The following is a 25,758-nucleotide window of genomic DNA, read 5'->3' on the forward strand; positions in this document are numbered from 1 at the left end:
TCACACGTCTCCCGCGATCGTGTTCCGCTCGCTGGGCTGGACGTACACCAGGCCGTCCCCCTCGAAGCGGATCTGGAAGGCCTCGCCGCCGCCCTCGCCCATCAGCGTGCGGAACGTCACGCCGGACTGCAGGGACTGCCGGACGTTGCCCTGATGGGCGACGTACGCCCCCGGGTCCACCGTCAGCGGGAACTGCGGGCTGACCCGGAGCACCACCGCCGGACCGTCCGAGGTGATCGCGGCCCGGCCGTGCCCCTCGACGGTCGTCGTGAAGAGCCCGTTGCCCTGCGAGGCGCCGCGCAGGCCGGTGAAGGACGTCCCCGTCCTCAGCCCCGCGTCCGTCGCGAGCAGGTTGCTCGACTCCACGTACAGCTTGTCCCCCTGGAGATCCACGAGGTTGATCTCGGAGGCGCGGTCCGCGAACCAGCAGGTGCCCTGCCCCCTCACCTCCATCACGGTCATCTGCTCGCCGGTGAGTCGCCGGGTCACCATGCCCCGCAGTCCCTCGCCGCCGCCGCTCATCTTCTTGAAGGCCATCTGCCCGTCGTACGCGACCATCGAGCCGTTCTTCGCCTTGACGGCGTCCCCGGTCATGTCGACGGCGAGCACCTTGCTGCCTTGGAGTCGAAACATCGCCACGCTGCGAAGGTAGCCTTTGGACGGCCGTGCCGACAGGGCTCTTGGGGGGAGATCGTCCCTGAATGGTCCCCCGGGCACCGTCGGCGGCGGCCTCCCGCCGCCCGACCCGGCGCGCACCCCGCCCCGCTCCCCGTTCCGCCCGTTTGCCACAATGGACGAACGCTTGTGCGTGCGTTCACAAACGGACCGGATCAGCAACGCATCTCCCACCGAAGGTGACCCGTGGACCTCAAGACAGCCTCCGCCCTCCGCCGCCTCCGCCTGGTCTCCGGCCCCGAGGCCATCTCGTTCCTGCTGCTGCTCGTCTGCTCGGTGCTCAAGCGCACCACGGACTTCAACGCGGTGCCGGTGATGGGCATGGTCCACGGCGTGCTGTTCGTGCTGTACGTGATCTTCTGGGCGGACGCCTGGAACCGCACCAAGTGGTCCCTGAGGACCGCCGCCCTCTACTTCGTCCTCTCGGTCCTGCCGACCGGCGGCTTCTTCGCCGAGCGCAAGCTGCGCCGCGAGGCCGAGGACGCGGTCATCGCCTCCCGCGCCCAGCGCGAGGGAGTGGTGAAGGCATCGTGATCGTCGCCTTCTCCGTCACCCCGCTCGGCGTCGGCGAGGACGTCGGCGAGTACGTCGCCGACGCGGTCCGCGTGGTCCGCGAGTCCGGCCTGCCGAACCGCACCGACGCCATGTTCACGTCCGTCGAGGGCGAGTGGGACCAGGTCATGGACGTCGTCAAGCGGGCCGTCGCCGCCGTCGAGGCCCGGGCACCGCGTGTCTCCCTGGTCCTCAAGGCCGACATCCGTCCCGGCGTGACGGACGGCCTGACGTCGAAGGTGGAGACGGTCGAGCGGCATCTGGCACCGCGGGCGCGGGGGGAGTAGCCGGGGCGGGGTCTCTCACCGCTTCCCGGAGGCCCGCCGCAGGTACTCCGCACCGCCCGCGGGCGCCACGACCGAGGTGCCGCCGCCGAACGGCACGGCGGCCAGGGGGGACCGGCCCCAGTTCCTCCCGGGCGCCCACCAGTGACCCCGGTTGCTCCAGCGCGTCCAGCGCCGACGCGGCGCCCGCGCCGTCGACCCCCTCGTACAGCTCGATGCCGACGAACGAGGCGGCGACCGCGCGGGCCGGCCCGGCCGGGTCCGTGAAAGCGCCGAGCGGGGTGTCCGCGAGCACCCGGCCGAGCACCCTCGATCTCCACGATCCACAGGTCGAGCCCCGCCGCCGTGGCGGGCCGAGCGTCTCGTGCGTCCGGGCGCCGGCCATCAGCCGGCTGCCCAGCGGCATCGCCTGGCCGCCGGCCCGTTCCCGCTCGTGGATCTCCCGACCGACGGCGAGCAGCTCGGCCGGCGAGGCGACCGCCGCGCAGCGGTCCCGGTAGCCCGACACCGACCGCTCCGCGCCGTACCGGCAGGCCGCCGGGAGCAGTTCGTCCACCGAGCCGGAGCGTCACCGAGATCACCCACCCCCCGGCCCTGGTCTCCCGCCGCGCGCAGATCCCAGCGCCGGCGCGCGCGGGTCCTTGGTGCGGGTCCACAGGTCGTCCGGATCGGCGCGGATGCGCGTCTCGACACAGATCTCCATGTGCGCCCCCGGATCGGACGGGCGTTTGGGCGAACGTTCAAGCGCTCCGGGAATGGGAGTACCTGCGTTTGAGTAGTCGCTCAATCGGGTGCTATCGAAAGGGGTTACGGGCCGTGCCGGATGGCTAACCTCAGCCGGGACTCGATCAAGTCCCGTCCGACGGGGTGGGCATTCAGGCGGAGGCGAAGTGGCAGCGCGGCGCGGGCCGGTACCGGTTCGGGGCAGAGTGGGCGGGACGACGGCGACGGCCGTGAGGAGGGTGGTCGTGGCGGCCCTGACGGTCGTGTCGCTGGCGGCGCTGGGCGGCAAAGCAGCGCCCCCGCGCGCGGGAGACGACACCTGCGCGCTCGCACCCGGCGCCCTGACCGTAGAGGACCTGCCGGCCGGGTCCTCCGTGCTCGGCTGCGCGGCCGTCGGCCGCCTCGTCACGCACGCCGGAGCCGGCGTCACCGTCCCCGGCCCCGGCACGAAGGTGAGCGTCGACGCCCTCACCGCGGACGGTTCCCTGCACGGTTTCACCCTGGAGGTGGCCGCCGACGGAACGGTCTCCTACGACCTGACGGACACCGCGGCCCACGCGCGGGCCCCGGGCGCCCACCACCACGCCCGCGCGTCGGCCGCCGCCCCCGGCCGGGCCCGGGCCGCGTGCGCCGACGGCGCCTACGCCACCACCGGCCACAAGGAGTACGACACCTACGAGTGGTTCCTCGGTGACGGCGCCCTGCCCGGGGACCTCGCTCCCGACGACGCCCGCCGCGCCTTCGAGGACGCCATCGGCACCATCACGGCCAGCCGCAACGACTGCGGCTTCGGCGACACGGTCACCGCGAGGGCGCGGTTCCTCTCGCGCACCGGCAACGAGGCCGACGTCGACCGGGACGCCCGCTGCCTGGCGCGCGACGGCCTGAGCGTCTGGGACGCGGGGGACCTCAGCAGCGGGGTCGTCGCCACCACCTGCTCGTGGAGCCGGGCCGTCCCCGGCGGCCCCGACGCGCTGCGCGAGGCCGACGTCCGGTTCAACACCCGCGACCACACCTTCACCGACCGCCTCACCGACATCTGCTCGAACACCTACGACCTGCGCAGCGTCGCCACCCATGAGGCCGGGCACGTCTTCGGCCTCGCCCACGTCGGCCAGAGCCACGAGAGCCAGACCATGTTCACGAACTCCTTCGTCTGCTCCACCACCGCCCGCACCCTGGGCCGCGGCGACGTCCTCGGCCTGCGCGCCCTCTACTGACGGGGGCCGGTACGACGTGGGCCGAAAGGCCGGGCGGACCGAAGACCGAGACGGGGCTGACCGCGATATGACCGACGGGTAGGGTCTGGTGCCGTGCCGAAGCCGCCCAGCCTTCCCTTCGACCCCATCGCACGCGCCGACGAGCTCTGGAAGCGGCGCTGGGGAAGCGTGCCGTCCATGGCCGCGATCACCTCGATCATGCGCGCCCACCAGATCCTCCTCGCCGAGGTCGACGCGGTGGTCAAGCCGTACGGACTGACCTTCGCGCGCTACGAGGCCCTCGTGCTGCTCACCTTCTCGAAGGAGGGGGAGCTGACCATGTCGAAGATCGGCGAGCGGCTCCAGGTGCACCCCACCTCGGTGACGAACACCGTCGACCGCCTGGTGAGGTCCGGCCTGGTCGCCAAGCGTCCCAACCCCAACGACGGCCGCGGCACCCTCGCCACCATCACCGACAAGGGTCGCGAGGTCGTCGAGGCGGCCACCCGCGACCTGATGGCCATGGACTTCGGCCTCGGCGTGTACGACGCGGAGGAGTGCGCGGAGATCTTCGCCATGCTGCGCCCGCTCCGGGTGGCGGCGCACGACTTCGACGAGGAGTGACCCGACCCGTGACCCGACGGGTCACGGGAGGGGCCACGCGAGGGGCGACCCGGGGCAAGATCGCCCGGAACGCCTGGTTACGCTCGACGGCATGAAGAAGAGCGTGCTGACCCGCTACCGCGTCTTGGCCTACGTCACCGGTGTGCTCCTGGTCCTGCTGTGCCTGTGCATGATCGGCAAGTATGTCCTGGACCTGGACGGTGCCGCGGACGCCACCCGTGTCGTCTCCATCGCGCACGGCTGGCTCTACGTCCTCTACCTCGTCTTCGCCTTCGACCTGGGCTCCAAGGCCAGGTGGCCGGTCCGCAAGCAGCTCTGGGTGCTGCTGGCCGGTACCGTCCCCACGGCCGCCTTCTTCGTCGAGCGAAACGTCTCTCGCGAGCTGGAGGCCAAGGTCGCCGAGGAAACGCCGGCGGTCGCCAAGGCGTGACCCGCACCGCCGTACGCAGGTGTACGGCGGTCTCCCATCGACATTTACTTGGACGTCCTAGTAAATTCGAGGGTATGGACGCTGACGCCATCGAGGAAGGCCGCCGACGCTGGCAGGCCCGTTACGACGCCGCGCGGAAGCGCGACGCGGACTTCACCACGCTCTCCGGGGATGCCGTGGAGCCGGTGTACGGGCCACGGCCCGGTGACACGTACGAGGGCTTCGAGCGCATCGGCTGGCCGGGGGAGTACCCCTACACCCGGGGGCTGTACCCGACCGGCTACCGGGGGCGCACCTGGACCATCCGGCAGTTCGCCGGGTTCGGGAACGCCGAGCAGACCAACGAGCGCTACAAGATGATCCTCGCCAACGGCGGCGGAGGTCTCTCCGTCGCCTTCGACATGCCGACCCTCATGGGCCGCGACTCCGACGACCCCCGCTCACTCGGCGAGGTCGGGCACTGCGGGGTCGCCATCGACTCGGCCGCCGACATGGAGGTCCTCTTCAAGGACATCCCCCTCGGTGACGTGACGACCTCGATGACCATCAGCGGGCCGGCCGTACCGGTCTTCTGCATGTACCTCGTCGCCGCCGAACGGCAGGGCGTCGACCCGGCCGTCCTCAACGGCACCCTCCAGACCGACATCTTCAAGGAGTACATCGCCCAGAAGGAGTGGCTGTTCCAGCCCGAGCCCCATCTGCGCCTCATCGGCGACCTCATGGAGTACTGCGCCGCCGGCATCCCCGACTACAAGCCGCTGTCCGTCTCCGGCTACCACATCCGCGAGGCCGGATCGACGGCCGCGCAGGAACTGGCGTACACCCTCGCCGACGGCTTCGGGTACGTGGAGCTGGGGCTCTCGCGCGGACTGGACGTCGACGTGTTCGCCCCTGGCCTGTCCTTCTTCTTCGACGCGCACCTCGACTTCTTCGAGGAGATCGCCAAGTTCCGCGCGGCGCGCCGGATCTGGGCCCGGTGGATGAGGGACGTCTACGGGGCGAAGTCCGAGAAGGCCCAGTGGCTGCGGTTCCACACCCAGACCGCCGGCGTCTCCCTCACCGCCCAGCAGCCGTACAACAACGTGGTGCGTACGGCCGTGGAGGCGCTCGCCGCCGTGCTCGGCGGGACCAACTCGCTGCACACCAACGCCCTGGACGAGACCCTCGCGCTGCCCTCGGAGCAGGCCGCCGAGATCGCGCTGCGCACGCAGCAGGTGCTGATGGAGGAGACCGGGGTCGCCAACGTCGCCGACCCGCTGGGCGGTTCCTGGTACGTCGAGCAGCTCACCGACCGGATCGAGGCGGACGCCGAGAAGATCTTCGAGCAGATCAAGGAGCGGGGACTGCGCGCGCACCCCGACGGGCGGCACCCCATCGGGCCCGTCACCTCCGGGATCCTGCGAGGGATCGAGGACGGCTGGTTCACCGGGGAGATCGCGGAGTCCGCGTTCCGCTACCAGCAGTCGCTGGAGAAGGGGGAGAAGCGGGTCGTCGGCGTCAACGTGCACCACGGCTCGGTGACCGGGGATCTGGAGATCCTCCGGGTCTCGCACGAGGTGGAGCGGGAGCAGGTGCGGGAGCTGGGCGCTCGGCGGGCCGTCCGTGACGAGGCGGCCGTCCGTGCCGCCCTCGACGCGATGCTGGCCGCCGCCCGGGACGGGTCCAACATGATCGGGCCGATGGTGGAGGCGGTGCGGGTCGAGGCGACGCTGGGGGAGATCTGCGGGGTGCTGCGGGAGGAGTGGGGGGTGTACACGGAGCCGGCCGGCTTCTAGTGCCGCGGCACTAGGAGGCTCACCCGCCCGAGGGGCCGGGTGCTGCTGCCGTCAGGCCGTGCAGCAGCACCCTGGTGAAGTCGCGCACCCATTCCTCGTCCGCCGGCTCCGCGCTGACCAGGGTGCGGTGGACCACCGCGCCCGCGACCATGTCGAAGATCAGGTCCACCGTGCGGGACACCGCCAGGGGGTCCGGTTCCGGGGGGAGTTCGCCTCTGGTCCGGGCTCGGGCCCGGCCCTCCAGGACCAGATCCTTCTGCGGATCGACGATGGAGGCGCGGATGCGGTCGCGCAGGGCGTCGTCGCGGGTGGCTTCCGCGACCACCGCCATCAGGCCACTCCTGGCCTCCGGGCGGGCGAGGATCGCCGCGAACTGGAGAACCACGCCCTCGATGTCGGCGGCCAGGCTGCCCCGGTCGGGGAGTTCCAGTTCGTCGAAGAGTTCCGCGACCGCGTCCACGACGAGTTCGTTCTTGCCGGACCAGCGGCGGTAGAGCGTCGTCTTGGCCACTCCGGCGCGGGTCGCCACATCCCCCAGCGTGAGCTTGGACCAGCCCAGTTCGACCAGCGCCTGGCGGGTCGCGGCGAGGATCGCCGCGTCGGCGGCGGCGCTGCGCGGGCGTCCGGTACGGCCGGCGGGGGTGCGGCTCTGCATCCCCCGACCATAACCGGCCGATTCTGTGCGGTCGTGAGGGAGATCACCGGGGTGGGGCGGCGGGAAGGCCGCTCCCGGTATTACGCTACGACTCGTAGCGAAAGCTCGTGAACGGACGTACACGAGTCGCGGCCGGACGGCGCGGGGTGGGGACCCGGCGCTTTTTCGGATCGTTTTTCACGCACGCGCGCGGACGGGGGAGGATAGACGCATGCAGCCACGGAACATGTCCATGAGCGGAGTCGTCGACCTCGCCGCGGTGAAGGCGGCCCAGGAGGCCAAGGCGAAGGCGGAGCAGGCTCGGGCCGAAGCCGCCCGGCAGGGCGGGACGGGGGCCGTGTCGCCCGCGGACCTCGTCATCGACGTCGATGAGGCCGGGTTCGAGCGGGACGTCCTCCAGCGGTCCGCCGAGGTGCCGGTCGTCATCGACTTCTGGGCCGAGTGGTGCCAGCCCTGCAAGCAGCTCAGCCCGGTGCTGGAGCGGCTCGCCGTCGAGTACGACGGGCGGTTCCTGCTCGCCAAGATCGATGTCGACGCCAATCAGATGCTGATGCAGCAGTTCGGGGTGCAGGGCATCCCGGCCGTCTTCGCGGTCGTCGCCGGCCAGGCGCTGCCGCTCTTCCAGGGGGCCGCCGGCGAGGCGCAGATCCGGCAGACCCTGGACCAGTTGGTGCAGGTCGCCGAGCAGCGCTTCGGCCTGACCGGCCTCACCGTCGATTCCGAGGCCGGCCCCGGCGAGCGTGCCGAGGCCGTCGCCGAGCCGCCGGCCGGCCCCTACGACGCCCTGCTGGAGGCCGCCGTACAGGCGCTGGACGCGGGTGACTTCGGCGGCGCGGTGCGTGCCTACCAGAACGTGCTGGTCGACGACCCGGGCAACACCGAGGCCAAACTCGGCCTGGCGCAGGCCGAGTTGCTGCACCGGGTGCAGGGTATGGACCCGCAGCGGGTGCGTGGGGAGGCCGCCGAGAAGCCGGGTGACGCGCAGGCGCAGATCGCCGCCGCCGACCTCGATCTGGTGGGCGGGCATGTCGAGGACGCCTTCGGGCGGCTCATCGACACCGTGGCCCGTACGGCCGGTGACGAGCGGGACGCGGCGCGGCTGCGGCTGGTCGAACTGTTCGAGGTGGTCGGCCCGACGACCCGCGGGTGACCGCGGCGCGCAGGGCTCTGGCGCGCGCCCTCTTCTAGCCTGGCGGGGGCCCGGTTCTGACCAGTCGCTAAACGTCGGAGCCGGTGGTGCCCGCGTGAAAGTTCCGCCCACACGGTTCCCCAGCGCCGCGCTTTGCCAAAACTTGGCAAACGCGGCCGCTGTTACTGGCAGTAAGTCAGGGCCGTGATTCTGTCGGATTCTGTCCAGCGATCAATAGTTTTGTCCTGGGCATGGTTGCCACCGAGCGTCGCCGGTCGAGACCTGCGGGTCGTTGTTCGGTTATCCGGCCGTTACTAGCCAGTAACGAACCCCCTTGTGCGGGCGGCGAGAATGCACCACGATCGGCCACGCTCGGTCCGTTGCCCGTACCCCGACAGCCGGTTGGGTCGACGGGTTCTCCTGGGTCCCCACCGAGCAGAGCCGCCGGCAGTGGCGGCGGCTCTTGGGCAGGGGGGTCTTCGCCGAGGCGAAGCCTGTCCAGCAAGGTTGTGCGTGATGCGTGTCAGGCGCGACCAGTGGTTGTCGCTCGGGGGTGATCGCCGGTGATCCGGGCGCGGTTCGCGCCTCCGGGTACAGGCGCTCCCCTTCCCGAGGACGTAGCACTTCTCCCATCCCTGCCCGGCTGAGCCGCCGTTCCGGGGGCTAGTCAGGGCCAGGAGATGTACGTCCGAGAAGGAGGAAATATGGAGTCCCAGGTGCGTGGCGGGACCAGATGGAAGCGGTTCGCTGTGGTCATGGTGCCCAGCGTCGCCGCCACGGCGTGTATAGGTGTCGCCCTCGCGCAGGGTGCCCTCGCAGCGTCGTTCAGCGTTTCGGGTCAGTCGTTCAAGGTCACCGCGGACAAGCTCGTCGGTACGGGCTTCTCGCAGTACGGCGCGATCGACTCGGGCTACACCCTCGACGGCAAGAAGACGGCTCACCCCGTCGCCGTCTCCGGGTTCAAGAGCGCGTCGATCACGAACATGTGCCAGTCCGTGGTCACGCCGAACATCCCGCTGATCGGTTCGGTCAGCCTCACGCTGAAGGCCGGCGGTGGAGGCACCCCGGTCGAGGCCGAGAACCTCTTCATCGACGTCGAGGACCTCGCGGCCGACGCGACGTTCAAGAACATCGACATCGGTGTGGCCGCCAAGGACCTGAAGAAGGGTCCGGGCATCAAGAGCGGCGACACCGCGAACCCGTTCGGGTTCGCCCAGGAGGCCGAGTCGGCCGTCCTGACCGACGTGAAGCAGACGGCGTGGGCCACCACCGCCGGAACCTTCAAGCTCAGCGGCCTGAAGATGTCGCTGTCGACGGGTGTCAAGGAGTGCTACTAAGCACTCTCTGACGGGCGGGGGAGCCGGTGGCACCCCCGCCCGTCCAGTCTCACCCGTCCGGACCGGAGCGCCCCTGCAGCCGTGAGCGCCGGTCCCCACCCGCAGCACAACCACCACAGCAACGCCGCACCAGGGAGCTGTTTTCCATGAGCGCCGAGACCCCTGTCGCCCCCGGCCAGTTCGATCTCCGGAGGCAGCAGTTCCGCGCCTGGCGGGGCACGAGGCCGTTCTGGGCCGGTCTGTTCATTCTGATCAGCGGGTTCCCCATCGCCTACTTCCCGTACGCGAACCTCCAGATCGGCCATCTGACGCTGGCGATGGCGACCACCGCCGGCGCCGGCTCGCTGATCATCGGCGTACTGCTCGCGGTGCTGGGCGTCAGCCTGTGGTTCCAGAAGCACGTACGGGTCTTCGCGGGCGTCGCGGCGATCCTGCTGGGACTGGTCTCCATCCCGGTGTCCAACCTCGGCGGCTTCCTCATCGGCTTCCTCTTCGCCCTGATCGGCGGAGCGATGGCCGTCTCCTGGGCGCCGGGAGCACCGCCGGAGGAGCAGGCGCCGGGGAAGGGTCCGGACACGGGCACGACGCCCGCCGCGGCCTTCCCGGAGGACCAGGGGCCCGCCCCGGCGGACGGACCCGCCGTGAACCCGTACAGCACGGGTCCGGCCTTCACCAAGGACGCCGACGGCTCGGACGAGCCGAACCAACTGTCAGGAACGAGCCCGGCCAACGGGGCGAACGGGAGGCACAGTGCCGGCTGACGAGGTGACCACCGGGAGCGGTGTGGACGCTGCCCGCGTGAGAACCGGGCCGCGCCACGCGGCACCCAAGAAGCCGCTGTTCACCAGGTTCCACATGCCGGCCGGCAAGGCGATAGCCCTGGCGGCCATGCCGACGGCGGTCCTCATGGGCATGGGGTTCACACCGACCCTCGCCAACGCCGAGGACCAGCCGACGTCCAAGAGCCTCACCATCGACGAGTACAAGGACTGCGTGGCGGCCCTGGAGGACTCCGAGGGGACCGACGCCTCCGCGTCGCCCTCGCCGTCCGCCTCGGCGAGCGCGAGCGAGTCCGCGGACGACACGAAGGACGAAGCGGAGGACGACGCGAAGGACGACGCCGGCTCCGGTCCCAAGGACGAGCCGACGGGCGGCACTTCGGACTCCTCCGGCGGCACGGGCGGTTCGGGTGACTCCACGTCGCCGGATTCAGGTTCCGGCGAAGCGGACGAGCCCGCCCCCGCGGCGTCCTCGGCGGCGTCCGAACCGCAGGACTCGCAGACCTCGGGCGACACCGGGGCGGCCGGTCCGTCGCCGTCCGAGACCGACAAGAACCTGCTGGAGACGATCGGCGACACGATCACCGATCTGTTCGACGGCAAGGACACCGAAGGCACGGACACCGCGAGCCCGGCCCCGTCGGCCTCGGAGTCCGCCTCGACGGGCACCGGCGCCGACAAGCCGACGGACACGGGCTCCGGCCCGGCGGACTCCGGCAAGGACTCCGGTACCGCCAAGGACACGTCCGACGCCCTCACCGACGCCGCGAAGGACGCCGCCGACAAGGCGGACGACACGGCGAAGGCCACCGAGGACAAGGCGGACGAGGCGGAGGAAGCGGCCGAGGACGCCGCCGACGCGACCGCCTCGCCGAGTCCGTCCGAGAGCGCCACGACCGATGTGGACGACTGCCCGGTCGCCACCGAGGACGAGAGCGGCATCGACAACAGGACGCCGCTGCCGGACGATCCGTGGTACCTCGACGCCAGTTCGCTGCTCCTCAAGGGCGCCGACTACCAGGGCATCGTCGAGGTGAAGACGGCCAACGGGACCAAGAAGAAGGTCCTGAAGTACGTCATCTCCGAGGGGACCGACATCGGCGACCTGCACCAGAGGGTCAACGACAAGCAGGCCGGCGTGACCCATCACGTCCAGGCCGGCCCGGGCACGACGTCGACCATCCGCAACGGCGACACGATCATGTACACCGAGAGCATCTCGGGGAACCTGTTCGGTCTGATCCCGGTGACGTTCGACCCGGAGAACCCGCCTCCGCTGAACATCCCGCTGATCTACTTCACCAAGGTGAAGGTCGTCCAGGCCGGCCAGTTCGGCGGCGACCTCCACATACCGGGGATGCACCTCTTCAACACCAAGTAGGCATCCCCCGCAGTCCCTTCCGGGAGCCGCACGAAGGCCTGAGGGCGCCCCCTTCGCAGGGGGCGCCCTCAGCGCCGTACAGCGGTCCGCTCCCGCGGGTCAGCGGCCGGTCAGCCGCGGCCGTCCTCGCCCAGGTGGTGGACGCGGACCATGTTCGTGGTGCCGGGGACGCCGGGGGGCGAGCCGGCGGTGATGACCACGATCTCGCCCGGGTTGAAGCGGTTGAGCTTGATGATCTCCTGGTCCACCAGGTCGACCATCTCGTCGGTGCTGTTCACGAACGGCACGACGTGCGACTCGACGCCCCAGCTGAGCGCCAGCTGGTTGCGGGTGCCCTCGTCGGTGGTGAAGGCGATGATCGGCTGGGTCGCGCGGTAGCGCGAGAGACGACGGGCGGTGTCGCCGGACTGGGTGAACGCCACCAGGCCCCGGCCACCGAGGAAGTCGGCGATCTCGCACGCGGCACGGGCGATCGAACCGCCCTGCGTACGCGGCTTCTTGCCCGGCACGAGCGGCTGGAGGCCCTTGGAGAGAAGCTCCGTCTCGGCCGCGGAGACGATCTTCGACATCGTCTTCACGGTCTCGATCGGGTACGCGCCCACGCTCGACTCGGCGGACAGCATGACCGCGTCCGCGCCGTCCAGGATCGCGTTGGCCACGTCGGAGGCCTCGGCGCGGGTCGGACGGGAGTTGGTGATCATCGACTCCATCATCTGGGTCGCCACGATCACCGGCTTGGCGTTGCGGCGGCACAGCTCGATGAGCCGCTTCTGCACCATGGGGACCTTCTCGAGCGGGTACTCGACGGCCAGGTCGCCACGGGCGACCATGACACCGTCGAACGCCATCACGACGTCCTCCATGTTCTCCACCGCCTGCGGCTTCTCCACCTTGGCGATGACGGGGACGCGGCGGCCCTCCTCGTCCATGATGCGGTGGACGTCCTGGACGTCCTTGGCGTCGCGGACGAAGGACAGCGCGACCAGGTCGGCGCCCATGCGCAGCGCGAACCGCAGGTCGTCGATGTCCTTCTCGCTGAGCGCGGGCACGTTGACGGCCGTGCCGGGCAGGTTGATGCCCTTGTGGTCGGAGATGACACCGCCCTCGATGACGATCGACTTCACCCGCGGGCCCTCGACGTCCAGGACCTTCAGCTCGACGTTGCCGTCGTTGATGAGGATCTGGTCGCCGCGCGAGACGTCGCCGGGCAGCCCCTTGTAGGTGGTGCCGCAGATCGTCTTGTCGCCGGGCACGTCGTCGGTGGTGATGGTGAACTCGTCACCGCGCACCAGCTCGACCGGCCCCTCGGCGAAGGTCTCGAGGCGGATCTTCGGGCCCTGGAGGTCGGCGAGGACACCGATGGCCCGGCCCGTCTCCTTGGCGGCGGCACGGACCCGGTCGTACCGGCCCTGGTGCTCGGCGTGCGAGCCGTGGCTGAAGTTGAAGCGGGCCACGTTCATGCCGGCTTCGATCAGCGACACGAGCATTTCGTGGGAGTCGACCGCGGGGCCGAGAGTACAGACGATTTTCGAACGGCGCATGGGGCGATCCTATCGGTTTGTTTCGCTACGGAATATTCCGTCTGGTGGAAGATACAAATGGGCGGGAACGCGCTCAGTTGCTTTCCTGCTCAGTTGCCACGCGGCGGAGCCGCATATCGATTCCCCTCGACCAGCGCGTAGGTCTGTGTGGCGATCTCCAGTTCCTCGTCCGTGGGGACCACGGCGACCTTCACCCGCGCGCCTGCGGGCGAGATCAGCCGCGGTTCGTCACTCCGTACGGCGTTCCGTTCGTCGTCCACCGCCAGGCCCAGGGTCTCCAGGCCCGCGACGGCCGCCGCGCGCACCGGCGCCGCGTTCTCGCCGACCCCGGCGGTGAACGCCACCGCGTCCACCCGGCCGAGCACGGCGTAATAGGCGCCGATGTACTTCTTCAGACGGTGAATGTAGATGTCGAAGGCGAGCTTCGCCTGTTCGTCGCCCTCGTCGACCCGCCGTCGGATCTCCCGCATGTCGTTGTCACCGCACAGGCCGATCAGCCCGCTCTTCTTGTTGAGAAGAGTGTCGATTTCGTCGGTGGACATTCCGCCAACACGCGCCAAATGGAAGATGACGGCCGGATCGGTGTCCCCGGAGCGGGTGCCCATGACGAGCCCCTCGAGCGGGGTGAGACCCATGGAGGTGTCGACGCACTTCCCGCCCCGTACGGCGGAGGCGGACGCCCCGTTGCCGAGGTGCAGCACGATGACGTTCACCTCTTCGGGCGCCCTGCCCAGCAGCTCGGCGGTCGCCCGGGAGACGTACGCGTGCGAGGTGCCGTGGAAGCCGTAGCGCCGGATGCGGTGCTCGTCGGCGGTCTTCACGTCGATCGCGTAGCGCGCCGCCGCCTCCGGCATCGTGGTGTGGAAGGCGGTGTCGAAGACGGCGACCTGCGGGAGGTCCGGGCGCAGCGCCCGCGCCGTGCGGATCCCGGTCAGGTTGGCCGGGTTGTGCAGCGGGGCCACCGGGATCAGCCGCTCGATCTCCGCGAGGACCGCGTCGTCGATCACGGTCGGCTCGGTGAAGTGCTTGCCGCCGTGCACCACCCGGTGCCCGATCGCCGCCAGCTCCGGGGAGTCCAGGCCCAGTCCGTCCTCGGCGAGTTCCTCGGCGACGGCCTTGAGGGCCGCCTCGTGGTCGGCGATCGGCCCGCTCCGCTCGCGGGGCTCGCCCGTCGCGAGCGGCGTGTGCCTGAGCCGCGAGGTCTGCTCGCCGATGCGCTCGACGAGGCCCTGCGCCAGCCGGCTGCTGTCGCTCATGTCGAGCAGCTGGTACTTCACCGACGAGGAGCCGGAGTTGAGGACGAGGACGCGGGTGCCGGTCACTGCTGGGAAACCTTCTGGTCGAGGGTCTGGGCCTGGATCGCCGTGATGGCGACGGTGGTGACGATGTCCTGGACGAGGGCGCCGCGGGACAGGTCGTTGACCGGCTTGCGCAGCCCCTGGAGCACCGGGCCGACCGCGATCGCGCCGGCCGAACGCTGCACGGCCTTGTACGTGTTGTTGCCGGTGTTGAGGTCGGGGAAGATCAGCACGCTGGCCTGACCGGCGACTTCGGAGCCCGGCAGTTTCGTCGCCGCGACCGTCGGCTCCACGGCCGCGTCGTACTGGATCGGTCCCTCGATCCGCAGGTCGGGGCGCCGCTGTCGGACCAGCCCGGTCGCCTCGCGCACCTTGTCGACGTCGGCGCCGGAACCGGACGTACCGGTCGAGTACGACAGCATCGCGATCCGCGGCTCCACGCCGAACTGGGCGGCGGTCGCGGCCGACTGGATGGCGATGTCGGCGAGCTGCTCGGCGTTCGGGTCGGGGTTGACCGCGCAGTCGCCGTAGACGAGGACCTGGTCGGCGAGGCACATGAAGAACACCGACGAGACGATGTCGGCGTCCGGCTTCGTCTTGATGATCTCGAAGGCGGGCCGGATGGTCGCGGCCGTGGAGTGCACCGAGCCCGACACCATGCCGTCGGCGAGCCCCTCCTGGACCATCAGCGTGCCGAAGTAGTTCACGTCGGAGACGACGTCGTACGCCAGCTCCACCGTGACGCCCTTGTGGGCGCGCAGCCGTGCGTACTTCTCGGCGAAGGAGTCGCGCAGCTCGCTGGTGGCCGGGTCGATCAACTGGCAGTCGCCCAGGTCGATGCCGAGGTCCGCGGCCTTCTTGCGGATCTGGTCGACCGGGCCGAGGAGGGTCAGGTCGCAGACCCCGCGGCGCAGCAGGACCTCGGCCGCGTGCAGCACCCGCTCCTCGGTGCCCTCGGGGAGGACGACCCGGCGCAGGTCGGAACGGGCCTGTTCCAGCAGTTTGTGCTCGAACATCATCGGCGTGACGCGGTCGCTGCTCGGCGCGGAGACCCGCTTCAGCAGGTCGGCGGTGTCGACGTGCCGCTCGAAGAGGCCGAGCGCGGTCTCCGCCTTGCGCGGGGTGGCCGCGTTGAGCTTGCCCTCCAGGGAGAACAACTGCTCGGCGGTGGGAAAGCTGTTGCCGGCCACCGACAGCACGGGTGTGCCGGGCGCGAGGCGGGCGGCGAGCGTGAGGACTTCCTGGCTCGGCACCTCGCCCAGGGTCAGCAGCACGCCGGCTATCGGCGGGGTGCCGGCGCTGTGCGCGGCCAGCGAGCCGACGACCAGGTCGGCCCGGTCGCCGGGGGTGACGACCAGGGCGCCGGGCGTCAGGGCGTGCAGGAAGTTCGGCAGCATCGCGCCGCCGAAGACGAAGCCGAGGGCGTCGCGGGCCAGGCCCGAGTCGTCGCCGAGCAGCACCTTCGCCCCCAGGGCGGTGCTGACCTGCGCGACCGTCGGCGCCGACAGGGCGGGCTCGTCGGGCAGGACGTAGCAGGGCACCGGCAGCCGGGAGACGAGCCGTCCGGCGATCTCCTCGCGGTCCTCGCGGGCGACCCGGTTGGCGACCATGGCGATGACGTCGCAGCCCAGGCCGTCGTAGGCGCGGTAGGCGTTGCGGGTCTCGGCGAGCACCGACTCCGTGGTCTGCCCGCGTGCGCCGACGACGGGGATCACGGAGGCGCCGAACTCGTTCGCCAGGCGCGCGTTCAGGGACAGTTCGTCCGGGAACTGGGTGTCGGCGTAGTCGGTGCCGAGGACCAGGACGACGTCGTAGTCGCGGGCGACGCGGTGGAAACGGTCGACGAGCGTGGAGACCAGTTCGTCGGCGCCCCGCTCGGCCTGGAGGGCGGACGCCTCGTGGTAGTCCATGCCGTAGACGGTCGCGGGGTCCTGGGACAGCCGGTACCGGGCACGCAGCAGGTCGAAGAGGCGGTCGGGTCCGTCGTGGACGAGGGGGCGGAAGACCCCCACCCGGTCGACCTGCCGGGTCAGGAGTTCCATGACCCCCAGCTCGACGACCTGGCGGCCGTCGCCGCGGTCGATCCCGGTCACGTACACGCTGCGCGTCACGCGTGCTCTCCGTTCCATCGGTGGGGCCGTTCGGGCGGCTCATAAAAATCGCCCACCGAGGTGAGCAGAACCCTCTTGACAATACCCCTGTCCGCGGATAAGGCGCCCGTCAAGCGACAGTCTCCTCGGGGGCATGAAAGAATCGACACTGGCTCACCGGTACCCACAGCGAGCAGGAGACACAGCAGGATGCGCATCGGAGTCCTCACCGCAGGCGGCGACTGCCCCGGCCTGAACGCAGTGATCCGGTCGGTCGTGCACCGCGCGGTCGACAACTACGGCGACGAGGTGATCGGCTTCGAGGACGGATACGCCGGTCTCCTCGACGGCCACTACCGCACCCTCGACCTGAACGCCGTCAGCGGCATCCTCGCCCGCGGCGGCACGATCCTCGGCTCCTCACGGCTGGAGCGCGACCGCCTCCGCGAGGCCTGTGACAACGCCTCGGACATGATCCACGAGTTCGGCATCGACGCGCTGATCCCGATCGGCGGCGAGGGCACGCTGACGGCTGCCCGCATGCTGTCCGACGCGGGCCTGCCGGTCGTCGGCGTCCCCAAGACCATCGACAACGACATCTCCTCCACGGACCGCACCTTCGGCTTCGACACGGCCGTCGGCGTCGCCACGGAGGCCATGGACCGGCTGAAGACGACGGCCGAGTCCCACCAGCGCGTGATGGTCGTCGAGGTCATGGGCCGGCACGCGGGCTGGATCGCCCTGGAGTCCGGCATGGCGGCCGGCGCCCACGGCATCTGCCTGCCCGAGCGCCCCTTCGACCCGGCCGACCTCGTGAAGCTGGTCGAGGAGCGGTTCGCGCGCGGCAAGAAGTTCGCGGTCATCTGCGTCGCCGAGGGCGCCCACCCCGCCGACGGCACGATGGACTACAGCAAGGGCGCGATCGACCAGTTCGGCCACGAGCGCTTCCAGGGCATCGGTACGGCGCTCGCGTTCGAGCTGGAGAAGCGGCTCGGCAAGGAGGCCCGCCCGGTCATCCTCGGCCACGTCCAGCGCGGCGGCGTGCCGACGGCGTACGACCGTGTCCTCGCGACCCGCTTCGGCTGGCACGCGGTGGAGGCGGCGCACCGGGGCGAGTTCGGCATGATGACCGCGCTGCGCGGCACCGACGTGAAGATGGTGCCGCTCGCGGAGGCGGTGACCGAGCTGAAGACCGTCCCCAAGGACCGGATCGACGAGGCGGAGTCGGTCTTCTAGGGCCTGTCTCCTCAGCCGGAGTTCTTCTCGACGGTCGTCCAGAAGTGGTCGGTGATCCGGTCGAGGAAGTCGCGGCCCGCGTCCCCCGCGTCCCCGGCCGCGCTGCCGCCGCCCCAGCTCAGGGTGGCGGTCATCTGCCCCTGGTAGCTGTGGTGCAGCTGTTGGAGGACGGCCTCCAGCGGGCGCCGGTCCAGGGGGAGGATCTTGCCGAGCGGCTTGGTGTACGCCTGCCAGCGGGTGGTGACAGCGCTGCGCAGGAGTTCGGCGAGTTCGGCCTCGCGGCCGGTGACGGCGATCAGGTCGGGCGGGGCGAGGCCGAGCAGTTCGGTGAGTACGGCGCACTGGCGGTCGGTGCCGCGCCACCGGCCGCTCTCCTCCATGCGCAGGTAGGCCGGGAACTCGTGACCGAGGGCGCGGGCCACGTCCTCGGGGGCCAGGCGACGGGCGATCCGGAACTCGCGCAGCGTGCGCGGGCGGCCGGTCAGTTCGGCGGGGGAGCACCACAGGACACCGGCGAGGGCGGTCAGCTCGGGGCCGGTGGGGGACATGGTCGCGCGTTCCCAGGAGACGACGAGTTCCGCGGTGGCGTAGGGCAGTCCGAACGAGGCGCGCAGGCCGTGGGCGACATGGTCCGGGGTCATCCCCAGCGCGGCGCGCAGCCGGCGGGCGGCGAGGGCGTCGAAGGGCGGACCTGGCTGGTGGGTGTGGGACAGGGGTCGGTGCACGGGCACACCGTAGGCGTCGGAAGCCGCTGTGACTACGGGCCGTTCGGCCACGGTCACCGGTTGTGGAAACGTACGGCGAGCGCTTTCCGTCGTTTCCTCCCCCGCGTCCGGTGCCGAGTGCGGGGCCGGAGCCGGCGCCGCGTCCGGTGCCGGAGTCGGTCCCGCGGCCAGTCCGGCGGCCGGACGGCGGGCGTGCCGGCCGCCCCCCGCTCGTGGCTCCCTCACCGGGCGGCCGGAACCCACCGGTAGACCAGCTCGGGCCTGCCCACCTGCCCGTACAGCGGCTTGCGTGCCGCCCTGCCCGTCTCCACCAGGTGCTCCAGATAGCGGCGGGCGGTGATCCGGGAGATGCCCACCGCCTCGGCCACTCCGGCCGCGGTCAGTCCCTCCGCCGCCTCCCGCACGGCCCCCGTCACCCGCTCCAGGGTCGGACCGCTCAGCCCCTTGGGCAGCGCGACGGGGCCCGGTGCGCGCAGGGTGGCCAGGGCGCGGTCGACCTCGTCCTGACCGCTCGCCTCGCCCGCCGCCCCGCGGAACTCCGCGTACCGCACGAGCCGGTCCCGCAGGGTCGCGAAGGTGAACGGCTTCAGCACGTACTGGACGACGCCCAGCGACACGCCCTCCCGGACCACCGTCAGATCGCGCGCCGAGGTAACCGCTATCACGTCCGCGTGGTACCCCGCCGCCCGCAGCGAGCGCGCCAGCTGGAGCCCGTGCCCGTCCGGCAGGTGCAGATCGAGCAGCAGCAGATCCACCGGCGTACGGTCCAGCATGCGCCGCGCCTCCGCGCCGGTGTGCGCCTTGCCCACCGCCACGAACCCCGGCACCCGGCCGACGTACAGGACGTGCGCGTCGGCGGCGACGGGGTCGTCCTCGACCACCAGCACCCGGATCGGCTCGTCGCCCGAAGCGCCCGTCACGTCCGTCATCCCCTGCCTCCCGACACCGGCACCGGCACGGCGGCGGCCGTCGTGCGCAGCGGCAGCCGCACCACGAACTCGGCTCCGCCGCCCTCCGCCTCCGCCACCGACAGGGTCCCGTCGTGGCGGTGCACGGCCTGCCGGACGAGGGCCAGGCCGAGGCCGCGGCCCCCGGGTCCGGAGGGCTTGGTGGAGAAACCCCGCTCGAAGACCTGTTCGGCGTGCGCCGGGTCCACCCCGGCGCCGGTGTCCGTCACCCGCAGCACCAACTCGCCGCCGCCTTCGCCGCCCCGCGCGCCACGCTCGGTGCACGCGGTCACCGTGACCCGTGCGCGCACGCTGCCCTGCGCCGCGTCCACCGCGTTGTCGATGAGATTGCCGAGGATGGTGACCAGGTCCCGGGCGGGCAGCGAGTCGGGGAGGAGCCCGTCGTCGAGGCCGCTGCCCTGCGACACCACCAGCTCCACGCCCCGCTCGTTGGCCTGCGCCGTCTTGCCCAGCAGCAGCGCCGCCAGGACGGGCTCGCTCACCGCGGCCACCACCTGGTCGGTCAGCGCCTGGGCCAGTTCCAGTTCGGCGGTCGCGAAGTCCACGGCCTCCTCGGCGCGGCCCAGTTCGATCAGCGAGACCACGGTGTGCAACCGGTTGGCCGCCTCGTGGGCCTGCGAGCGCAGGGCCTGGGTGAACCCGCGCTCCGAGTCCAACTCGCCCATCAGTGACTGGAGTTCGGTGACATCACGGAGGGTGACCACGGTGCCCCGGCGCTCTCCGCCGGACACCGGCGAGGTGTTCACCGCCACCACCCGGTCCGCCGTCAGATGCACCTCGTCCACGCGCGGTTCGGAGGACAGCAGGGCGCCCGTCAGCGGGGCGGGCAGACCGAGGTCGGCCACGGACCGGCCCACCACCTCCCCCGAGACGCCGAGCAGTTCACGGCCGCCGTCGTTGATCAGCGCCACCCGGTACTGGCCGTCCAGCATCAGCAGGCCCTCGCGCACCGCGTGCAGCGCCGCCTGGTGGTAGTCGTGCATCCGGCTCAGCTCGGACGCGTTCATGCCGTGCGTGTGGCGGCGCAGCCGGGCGTTGACGACGTACGTGCCGACCGCGCCGAGCGCGAGCGCGCCCGCCGCGACACCGAACAGGGCCGTCACCTGACCCTGAACCCGTTTGGTGATCGCCTCGACCTTGATGCCCGCGCTGACCAGGCCGATGATCCGGCCGTCGTCGTCCTCGACGGGGGTGACCGCGCGGACGGACGGGCCGAGGGTGCCGGTGTAGGTCTCGGTGAAGGTCTCGCCCTTCAGGGCGCGGGCGGTGTTGCCGCGGAAGTGCAGGCCGATCTGCTTCTCGTCCGGGTGGGTCCAGCGGATCCCCGCCGGATTCATGATCGTGACGAAGTCGACCTCGGTGTCGTGCATGATCCGCAGTGCGTACGGCTGGAGTTCGGCCGTGGGGTCCGGGGTGCCGATCGCCTCCCGCACGGAGGGGGAGTCGGCGACCGAGCGGGCCACCGCGGAGGCCTGCCGGCTCGCGGCCTCCTCGGCCTGGCCGCGGTCGCTGATGTAGGTGAACAGCGCGTAACCCGCGACGAGCACCGCGATGAGGACCGCCTGCATGGCGAACAGCTGGCCGGCCAGGCTGCGGGGTCTCGGGACGGGGATGCGCATGCCGTCAGTGTGCCCCCCGCGTCGAGCGTGAACTAAATGAACGGAAGGGTGACCGCCCTCACAGCCCGGGGGGATAGTCACGGCATCCCCCATATCCCCCGGACGTGAGCCGCACGCCGGTGATGCCGACGAAGACGTCAAGGAGGGCAGCCGTGGCCGCCAGCACCCCCGATACGGCATCCGCCGTACCCGCCGCGAAGCGGGACCGCACCCACTATCTGTACATCGCGGTGATCGTCGCGGTCGCCATCGGTATTGCCGTGGGTCTGATCGCCCCCGACTTCGCCGTCGAGCTGAAGCCCATCGGAACCGGCTTCGTGAACCTGATCAAGATGATGATCTCGCCGATCATCTTCTGCACGATCGTGCTCGGCATCGGATCCGTCCGCAAGGCCGCCAAGGTCGGCGCCGTCGGCGGTATCGCCCTCGCCTACTTCACCGTCATGTCGCTGGTCGCCCTCGGCATCGGCCTCGTCGTCGGCAACATCCTGGAGCCGGGCAGCGGCCTCGCGCTCACCGACGCGGTCAAGGAGACCGGTCAGGCGCAGGTGTCGGCGGAGGCCAAGGAAACCACCGAGTTCCTGCTGGGCATCATCCCCACCACGATCGTCTCCGCCTTCACCGGCGGCGAGGTCCTCCAGACGCTGCTCGTCGCGCTCCTCGCGGGCTTCGCCCTCCAGGCCATGGGCCCGGCCGGGCAGCCGGTCCTGCGCGGTGTCGAGCACATCCAGCGGCTCGTCTTCCGCATCCTCGGCATGGTGATGTGGGCCGCCCCGATCGGTGCCTTCGGCGCCATCGCCGCGGTCACCGGCTCGGCGGGCGTCGACGCGCTCAAGAGCCTCGCCGTCCTGATGCTCGGCTTCTACGCCACCTGTTTCCTGTTCGTCTTCATCGTGCTCGGCGCGCTGCTGCGGATCGTCTCGGGGCTGAACATCTTCTCGCTGTTCAGGTACCTGGTCCGCGAGTTTCTGCTGATCCTGTCCACCTCCTCCTCCGAGTCGGCGCTGCCGCGCCTCATCGCGAAGATGGAGCACCTGGGCGTCAGCAAGCCCGTCGTCGGCATCACCGTGCCGACCGGCTATTCCTTCAACCTCGACGGCACCATGATCTACATGACCATGGCCTCGCTGTACATCGCCGACGCCATGGGTACGCCGATGTCGGTCGGTGAGCAGATCCCGCTGCTGCTGTTCCTGCTGGTCGCCTCCAAGGGCGCCGCGGGTGTCACCGGCGCCGGCCTCGCGACCCTGGCCGGCGGCCTCCAGTCGCACAAGCCGGCCCTGGTGGACGGCATCGGCCTCATCGTCGGCATCGACCGCTTCATGAGCGAGGCCCGCGCCCTGACGAACTTCGCGGGCAACGCCGTCGCCACGGTCCTGATCGGCACCTGGACCAAGGAGATCGACAAGGAGCGTGTGGAGCTGGTGCTCGCCGGTGGGCTGCCCTTCGACGAGAAGACCCTGCTCGACGACGGCCACGGCGACAGCCAGGACACCCCGCGGTCGGACCTTCCCGAGCCGCGGGAAGAGGGCGAGAAGGAACTCGCCAGGGCCTGACGCCCTCGGGGCGGCGCCCCTCCTCGCACTCCGGGTGTCCGGCCCGGCCTGAACCCGGGCCGGACACCCGGTACACGCCGCGGCTGAGTACTCCCCCGTAGCTCAGCCGCCCGGTTCCGCTTCTCCCGATTCCCGCAGCCCTCGGTGTTCGCACCCCGAGGGCCTGCGGCGTTCGACGAGCCGGCGCCCCTCAGCCGGACTCGCTCACCTTCGTCACCAGCGCGGTGGCCAGGGTGGCGGGCACGCCCGCGGTGGTGAGCGTCGTGACGGCGGCCGACCGGCCCGCCTCGTGCGTGCTCAGCAGCTCGTCGTTCACGGCCTCCATCAGCGCGAACACGATCTGCTCGTGCACGTAGGCCAGGGCCGGCGCCGGCAGCGGTGAGGCGAACGTCCCCTCGTCGAGACCGCGCTGGAGCAGCAGGATCGTGTCCCGGCGGACCGGGGCGAGGCGCTCCCGGATGCCCTGCATGGTGACCGTGCGCTGGGCCAGCGCGACCAGCAGCCGGTAGCGGTCGGCGATCTCCCAGACGGCCAGCACCGACCGGGCCAGCTCCTCCGCCGGGTCCCCGACGGCCTCGCGCTCCGGCTCATGGGCCGCCGCCAGCGCCTCCACCGCCTCGTCGACCAGCGTGCCGATCAGCGCCTCACGGCTGGGGAAGTGGCCGTACACCGTGCGCCGTACGACACCGGCGGCGCGGGCGATCTGGTCCATGGACGCGTCGGGGTCGCGCAACAGCTCGGCGAGGGCCACATCGAGGATGCGACGTCGGTTTGCCTCGGCTCGACTGCTGTTACCCGTGGTCATGGCGGCCATTGTGCCCGCCTTCCGGTGCCGGCTCATTCCGTGCCCCTGATTTGCACAGTGTTGTGCAGTGGACATATATTGCACAGTGTTGTGCAATTCCAGCCGGGTGTGTCCCGAGGAAGGTGGTCCCCGCCATGCGACTCGTCATGAACGAACCGGTCGAAGGGATGGAGGGCCCCTACCGCCGACGCTGGTGGGCGCTCCTCGTCCTCTGCCTGAGCCTGCTGATCATCGTGATGGCGAACACCGCCCTCACGGTCGCCGCGCCCGCCATGACCGAGGACCTCGGCCTCTCCAGCGCCGACCTCCAGTGGGTCATCGACGGCTACACCGTGCCGTACGCGGCGCTGATGCTGCTGCTCGGCGCGATCGGCGACAAGTACAGCCGGCGCGGGGCGCTCGTCCTCGGGCTCGTCGTGTTCGCCGGCGGCGCGGTCTCCGGCTACCTCGCCGACAGTTCCACCGCCGTGATCGCGGCCCGCGCCGTGATGGGCGTGGGCGCGGCGCTCATCATGCCCGCGACGCTCTCCCTGCTCGCCGCCACCTTCCCGCGCGCCGAGCGCGCCAAGGCGATCACCCTGTGGACCGCCACCGCGGGCCTCGCCATCGCGGCCGGTCCGCTCGTCGCCGGAGCGCTGCTGGAGAACCACGGCTGGTCGTCGTCGTTCCTCATCAACGTGCCCGTCGCCGCCGTCGCGATCGTCGGCGCCCTCGTCCTCGTCCCGCCGTCCAAGGCCGGGCACCACGACCGCATCGACCACGTCGGCGGCCTGCTGTCGGTGGTCTGGATCGGCGCGCTCGTCTACATGATCATCGAGGGCCCGCACTTCGGCTGGGGCCCCAAGGCGATCGGCGCGGCGGTCGTCGCCGCCGTGGCCCTGCTCGCCTTCGTCCTGTGGGAACTGCGCCACCCGCACCCGGTGCTCGACGTCCGCCGCTTCACCGACCGCCGCTTCGCCGGGTCCAACCTGGCCGTGGCCCTGTTCTTCCTGGCCGTCTTCGGCGCCTTCTACTACCTCACCCAGCACCTCCAGTTCGTCCTCGGCCACGACGCCCTCGACACCGGCCTGCGCATGCTGCCCCTGGCCGGCGCGGTCTTCGTCGGCTCGGCCCTGACCGCCTACCTCACCCCGCGCGTCGGCATGAGGTGGACGGTCACCGCGGGCATGGTCGGCGGCACGGCCGCCCTCGCCCTGCTCACCCAGGTCGACTCCACGTCCTCGTACGGCGACTTCGTGGCGCCCCTCGTCGTCCTCGGGGTGGCGATCGGGCTGGCCCTGTCGCCCTGCACGGACGCCATCATGGGGGCGTTCCCCGAGTCCGAACTGGGCGTCGGCGGCGCGGTGAACGACACCTCGCTGGAGCTGGGCGGCTCCCTCGGCATCGCGATCCTCGGCTCGCTGCTGGGCACGTCGTACTCGGACCACCTCGGGGACGCGGCGTCCGGCAGCGGCCTCCCGGCCGGCACCCTCGCCACCGCCCAGGACTCGGTCGGCGCCGGGTACGCCGTCGCGCAGGGCGTCGCCGACAAGGCGCGGCAGCTCGGTGAGCAGGCGGCGCAGACGACCGATCCGCAGCAGGCCGCGCAGCTCAGGGCGCAGGCCGCCCAACTCGCCGAGAACGCGCGGAACATGGCCGACTCGGTCGGCTCCTCCTTCGCGGACGCGGTCGCCCACACGAGTCTGGTCGGCGCGGTGGTGCTCGGCGTCGGCACGGTACTGGTGGCGGTGCTGCTGCCGGGCAAGGGGACGCCGCCGCCGGCAGAGGCGGAGGCCGAGGAGGGCGCGGGGCGGGAACGGGAGCGCAGCGAGGTGCGCTGAGCGGCTCAGGCCCAGGGGTCGGTGATCTCCCGCAGGGACGTGAGCGCCTCCCGCGACTGCCGCATGCGGCGCTTGCCGAGGTGCTCCTCCCACCCCTTCCCCACCTGCGCGACCACCCCGTCGGTGACCTCCTTGGCCGCCCACGCCTTCGCCGCGCCGCCCACGCCTTCGCCTTCGCCGCGCCGCACACCAGCCGGGCCCGCCGGTCGGTCGGGTCCGGCACGCGCCGCACCCAGCCCGCCTTCCCCAGCTGGTCGACCAGGACGCCGACGGTCTGCTTGGTGATCTCGGCCTGCTCGGCGAGGTCCGTCAGCCGGGTGCCCCGGGCCGCGCGAGGCGGCCCGCGACGCCGCCGACCGCGTCTGCGCCATGCGCGTCCCACCCCGCCCCTGGGGCCCCTCCCGCGGGCCCGCCCGGTCGCCACGGACATCGAGTGGAGCCGCGGCCAGGGCAAGGAGACCCGCGGTCCGATCGCCGCACCACTCCTCCTGCTGCGGGCCGGGAAGGGGCGGCGCAGGCACGGCTGACGCGGGCGGGGTGAGGCCCGCTCGGCGAGG

General features: G+C 71.3%; 22 protein-coding genes and 3 pseudogenes. 13 read left to right on the forward strand and 12 right to left on the reverse strand.

Annotation, left to right across the window (positions count from 1 at the left end; all coding sequences use genetic code 11):
* A complete protein-coding gene (locus tag BM536_RS35710; protein ID WP_073494667.1) occupies positions 1-633 on the reverse strand; it encodes an AIM24 family protein in 633 nt (210 codons plus the stop codon).
* 228 nt (positions 634-861) lie between these two features.
* Here BM536_RS35710 and BM536_RS35715 point away from each other — a divergent pair, with 228 nt between their 5' ends.
* Complete coding sequence (locus tag BM536_RS35715; RefSeq protein WP_073494666.1) at positions 862-1,209, forward strand: DUF3817 domain-containing protein; 348 nt, start codon at positions 862-864, stop codon at positions 1,207-1,209.
* Entirely contained in the window at positions 1,206-1,514 is a 309-nt protein-coding gene (locus BM536_RS35720) for an MTH1187 family thiamine-binding protein (protein WP_073494664.1), read from the forward strand. Before BM536_RS35715 ends, BM536_RS35720 begins: the two co-directional genes overlap by 4 nt.
* A gap of 58 nt (positions 1,515-1,572) precedes the next feature.
* Here BM536_RS35720 and BM536_RS43505 read toward each other — a convergent pair.
* A pseudogene (locus BM536_RS43505) lies at positions 1,573-2,073 on the reverse strand (TetR/AcrR family transcriptional regulator); the annotation flags it as partial.
* A gap of 406 nt (positions 2,074-2,479) precedes the next feature.
* On the opposite strand from BM536_RS43505, the gene BM536_RS35730 reads away from it, so the two are divergent.
* The 4 genes from BM536_RS35730 to icmA all read left to right on the forward strand — a co-directional run bounded on the left by BM536_RS35730 (position 2,480) and on the right by icmA (position 6,262).
* The gene (locus BM536_RS35730) at positions 2,480-3,454 is read left to right on the forward strand and encodes a matrixin family metalloprotease (protein WP_245873949.1); all 975 of its coding nucleotides are present in this window, start codon (positions 2,480-2,482) and stop codon (positions 3,452-3,454) included.
* A gap of 93 nt (positions 3,455-3,547) precedes the next feature.
* The gene (locus tag BM536_RS35735) at positions 3,548-4,057 is read left to right on the forward strand and encodes a MarR family winged helix-turn-helix transcriptional regulator (RefSeq protein WP_073494654.1); all 510 of its coding nucleotides are present in this window, start codon (positions 3,548-3,550) and stop codon (positions 4,055-4,057) included.
* A gap of 91 nt (positions 4,058-4,148) precedes the next feature.
* On the forward strand, positions 4,149-4,487 hold the full coding sequence (locus BM536_RS35740; RefSeq protein ID WP_073494652.1) for a DUF3817 domain-containing protein: 339 nt from the start codon (positions 4,149-4,151) through the stop codon (positions 4,485-4,487).
* Positions 4,488-4,561: 74 nt separating this feature from the next.
* Positions 4,562-6,262: a coenzyme B12-dependent isobutyryl-CoA mutase large subunit gene (icmA, locus tag BM536_RS35745; protein ID WP_073494650.1), complete on the forward strand. Its 1,701-nt coding sequence runs from the start codon at positions 4,562-4,564 to the stop codon at positions 6,260-6,262.
* 19 nt (positions 6,263-6,281) lie between these two features.
* Here icmA and BM536_RS35750 read toward each other — a convergent pair whose 3' ends face one another.
* Positions 6,282-6,917: a TetR/AcrR family transcriptional regulator gene (locus tag BM536_RS35750; RefSeq protein ID WP_073494648.1), complete on the reverse strand. Its 636-nt coding sequence runs from the start codon at positions 6,915-6,917 to the stop codon at positions 6,282-6,284.
* Between the two features lie 211 nt (positions 6,918-7,128).
* Between BM536_RS35750 and BM536_RS35755 the strand changes: the two are divergent.
* From BM536_RS35755 to BM536_RS35775, 4 genes and pseudogenes are all read left to right on the forward strand, one after another.
* Positions 7,129-8,105 (forward strand): annotated as a pseudogene (locus BM536_RS35755) (tetratricopeptide repeat protein).
* A 645-nt stretch (positions 8,106-8,750) separates the two neighbouring features.
* The gene (locus tag BM536_RS35765; RefSeq protein WP_073494646.1) at positions 8,751-9,383 is read left to right on the forward strand and encodes a DUF6230 family protein; all 633 of its coding nucleotides are present in this window, start codon (positions 8,751-8,753) and stop codon (positions 9,381-9,383) included.
* A gap of 146 nt (positions 9,384-9,529) precedes the next feature.
* Positions 9,530-10,144 carry a DUF6114 domain-containing protein gene (locus BM536_RS35770; protein ID WP_073494644.1) on the forward strand — a complete coding sequence of 205 codons (615 nt, stop codon included), beginning with the start codon at positions 9,530-9,532 and terminating at the stop codon, positions 10,142-10,144.
* Positions 10,134-11,543, forward strand: a complete 1,410-nt coding sequence (locus BM536_RS35775; RefSeq protein WP_073494643.1) for a hypothetical protein — start codon at positions 10,134-10,136, stop codon at positions 11,541-11,543. Before BM536_RS35770 ends, BM536_RS35775 begins: the two co-directional genes overlap by 11 nt.
* Before the next feature lie 110 nt (positions 11,544-11,653).
* On the opposite strand, the gene pyk is transcribed toward BM536_RS35775, so the two are convergent.
* The 3 genes from pyk to pta form a co-directional block, all read right to left on the reverse strand.
* Positions 11,654-13,084 carry a pyruvate kinase gene (gene pyk, locus BM536_RS35780; protein ID WP_073494641.1) on the reverse strand — a complete coding sequence of 477 codons (1,431 nt, stop codon included), beginning with the start codon at positions 13,082-13,084 and terminating at the stop codon, positions 11,654-11,656.
* An 89-nt stretch (positions 13,085-13,173) separates the two neighbouring features.
* Positions 13,174-14,406 (reverse strand): acetate kinase, encoded by a 1,233-nt coding sequence (locus tag BM536_RS35785; protein WP_073494639.1) that lies wholly within the window; start codon positions 14,404-14,406, stop codon positions 13,174-13,176.
* Positions 14,403-16,493 (reverse strand): phosphate acetyltransferase, encoded by a 2,091-nt coding sequence (pta, locus tag BM536_RS35790; RefSeq protein ID WP_073494637.1) that lies wholly within the window; start codon positions 16,491-16,493, stop codon positions 14,403-14,405. Before pta ends, BM536_RS35785 begins: the two co-directional genes overlap by 4 nt.
* A 189-nt stretch (positions 16,494-16,682) precedes the next feature.
* On the opposite strand from pta, the gene BM536_RS35795 reads away from it, so the two are divergent.
* Positions 16,683-17,708 (forward strand): ATP-dependent 6-phosphofructokinase, encoded by a 1,026-nt coding sequence (locus tag BM536_RS35795; RefSeq protein ID WP_073494635.1) that lies wholly within the window; start codon positions 16,683-16,685, stop codon positions 17,706-17,708.
* Positions 17,709-17,719: 11 nt separating this feature from the next.
* On the opposite strand, the gene BM536_RS35800 is transcribed toward BM536_RS35795, so the two are convergent.
* The 3 genes from BM536_RS35800 to BM536_RS35810 form a co-directional block, all read right to left on the reverse strand.
* A complete protein-coding gene (locus tag BM536_RS35800; protein ID WP_094103978.1) occupies positions 17,720-18,433 on the reverse strand; it encodes a transcriptional regulator in 714 nt (237 codons plus the stop codon).
* A gap of 221 nt (positions 18,434-18,654) precedes the next feature.
* Complete coding sequence (locus tag BM536_RS35805; protein ID WP_073494634.1) at positions 18,655-19,362, reverse strand: response regulator; 708 nt, start codon at positions 19,360-19,362, stop codon at positions 18,655-18,657.
* On the reverse strand, positions 19,359-21,020 hold the full coding sequence (locus BM536_RS35810) for a sensor histidine kinase (RefSeq protein ID WP_073494633.1): 1,662 nt from the start codon (positions 21,018-21,020) through the stop codon (positions 19,359-19,361). Before BM536_RS35810 ends, BM536_RS35805 begins: the two co-directional genes overlap by 4 nt.
* 122 nt (positions 21,021-21,142) lie before the next feature.
* Between BM536_RS35810 and BM536_RS35815 the strand changes: the two genes are divergently transcribed.
* Positions 21,143-22,576 (forward strand): cation:dicarboxylate symporter family transporter, encoded by a 1,434-nt coding sequence (locus BM536_RS35815; protein ID WP_073494632.1) that lies wholly within the window; start codon positions 21,143-21,145, stop codon positions 22,574-22,576.
* A gap of 190 nt (positions 22,577-22,766) precedes the next feature.
* Here BM536_RS35815 and BM536_RS35820 read toward each other — a convergent pair whose 3' ends face one another.
* Positions 22,767-23,390 (reverse strand): TetR/AcrR family transcriptional regulator, encoded by a 624-nt coding sequence (locus BM536_RS35820; RefSeq protein WP_073494631.1) that lies wholly within the window; start codon positions 23,388-23,390, stop codon positions 22,767-22,769.
* A 125-nt stretch (positions 23,391-23,515) separates the two neighbouring features.
* On the opposite strand from BM536_RS35820, the gene BM536_RS35825 reads away from it, so the two are divergent.
* Positions 23,516-25,201 (forward strand): MFS transporter, encoded by a 1,686-nt coding sequence (locus BM536_RS35825; RefSeq protein ID WP_073494630.1) that lies wholly within the window; start codon positions 23,516-23,518, stop codon positions 25,199-25,201.
* 5 nt (positions 25,202-25,206) lie between these two features.
* On the opposite strand, the gene BM536_RS43510 is transcribed toward BM536_RS35825, so the two are convergent.
* Both BM536_RS43510 and BM536_RS45085 read right to left on the reverse strand, forming a co-directional pair.
* A complete protein-coding gene (locus tag BM536_RS43510) occupies positions 25,207-25,365 on the reverse strand; it encodes a hypothetical protein (RefSeq protein ID WP_245873950.1) in 159 nt (52 codons plus the stop codon).
* Positions 25,366-25,451: 86 nt separating this feature from the next.
* A pseudogene (locus tag BM536_RS45085) lies at positions 25,452-25,631 on the reverse strand (hypothetical protein); the annotation flags it as partial.
* Positions 25,632-25,758: the final 127 nt, after the last annotated feature.

The organism is Streptomyces phaeoluteigriseus, from assembly GCF_001896135.2.
Lineage (GTDB): Bacteria > Actinomycetota > Actinomycetes > Streptomycetales > Streptomycetaceae > Streptomyces > Streptomyces phaeoluteigriseus.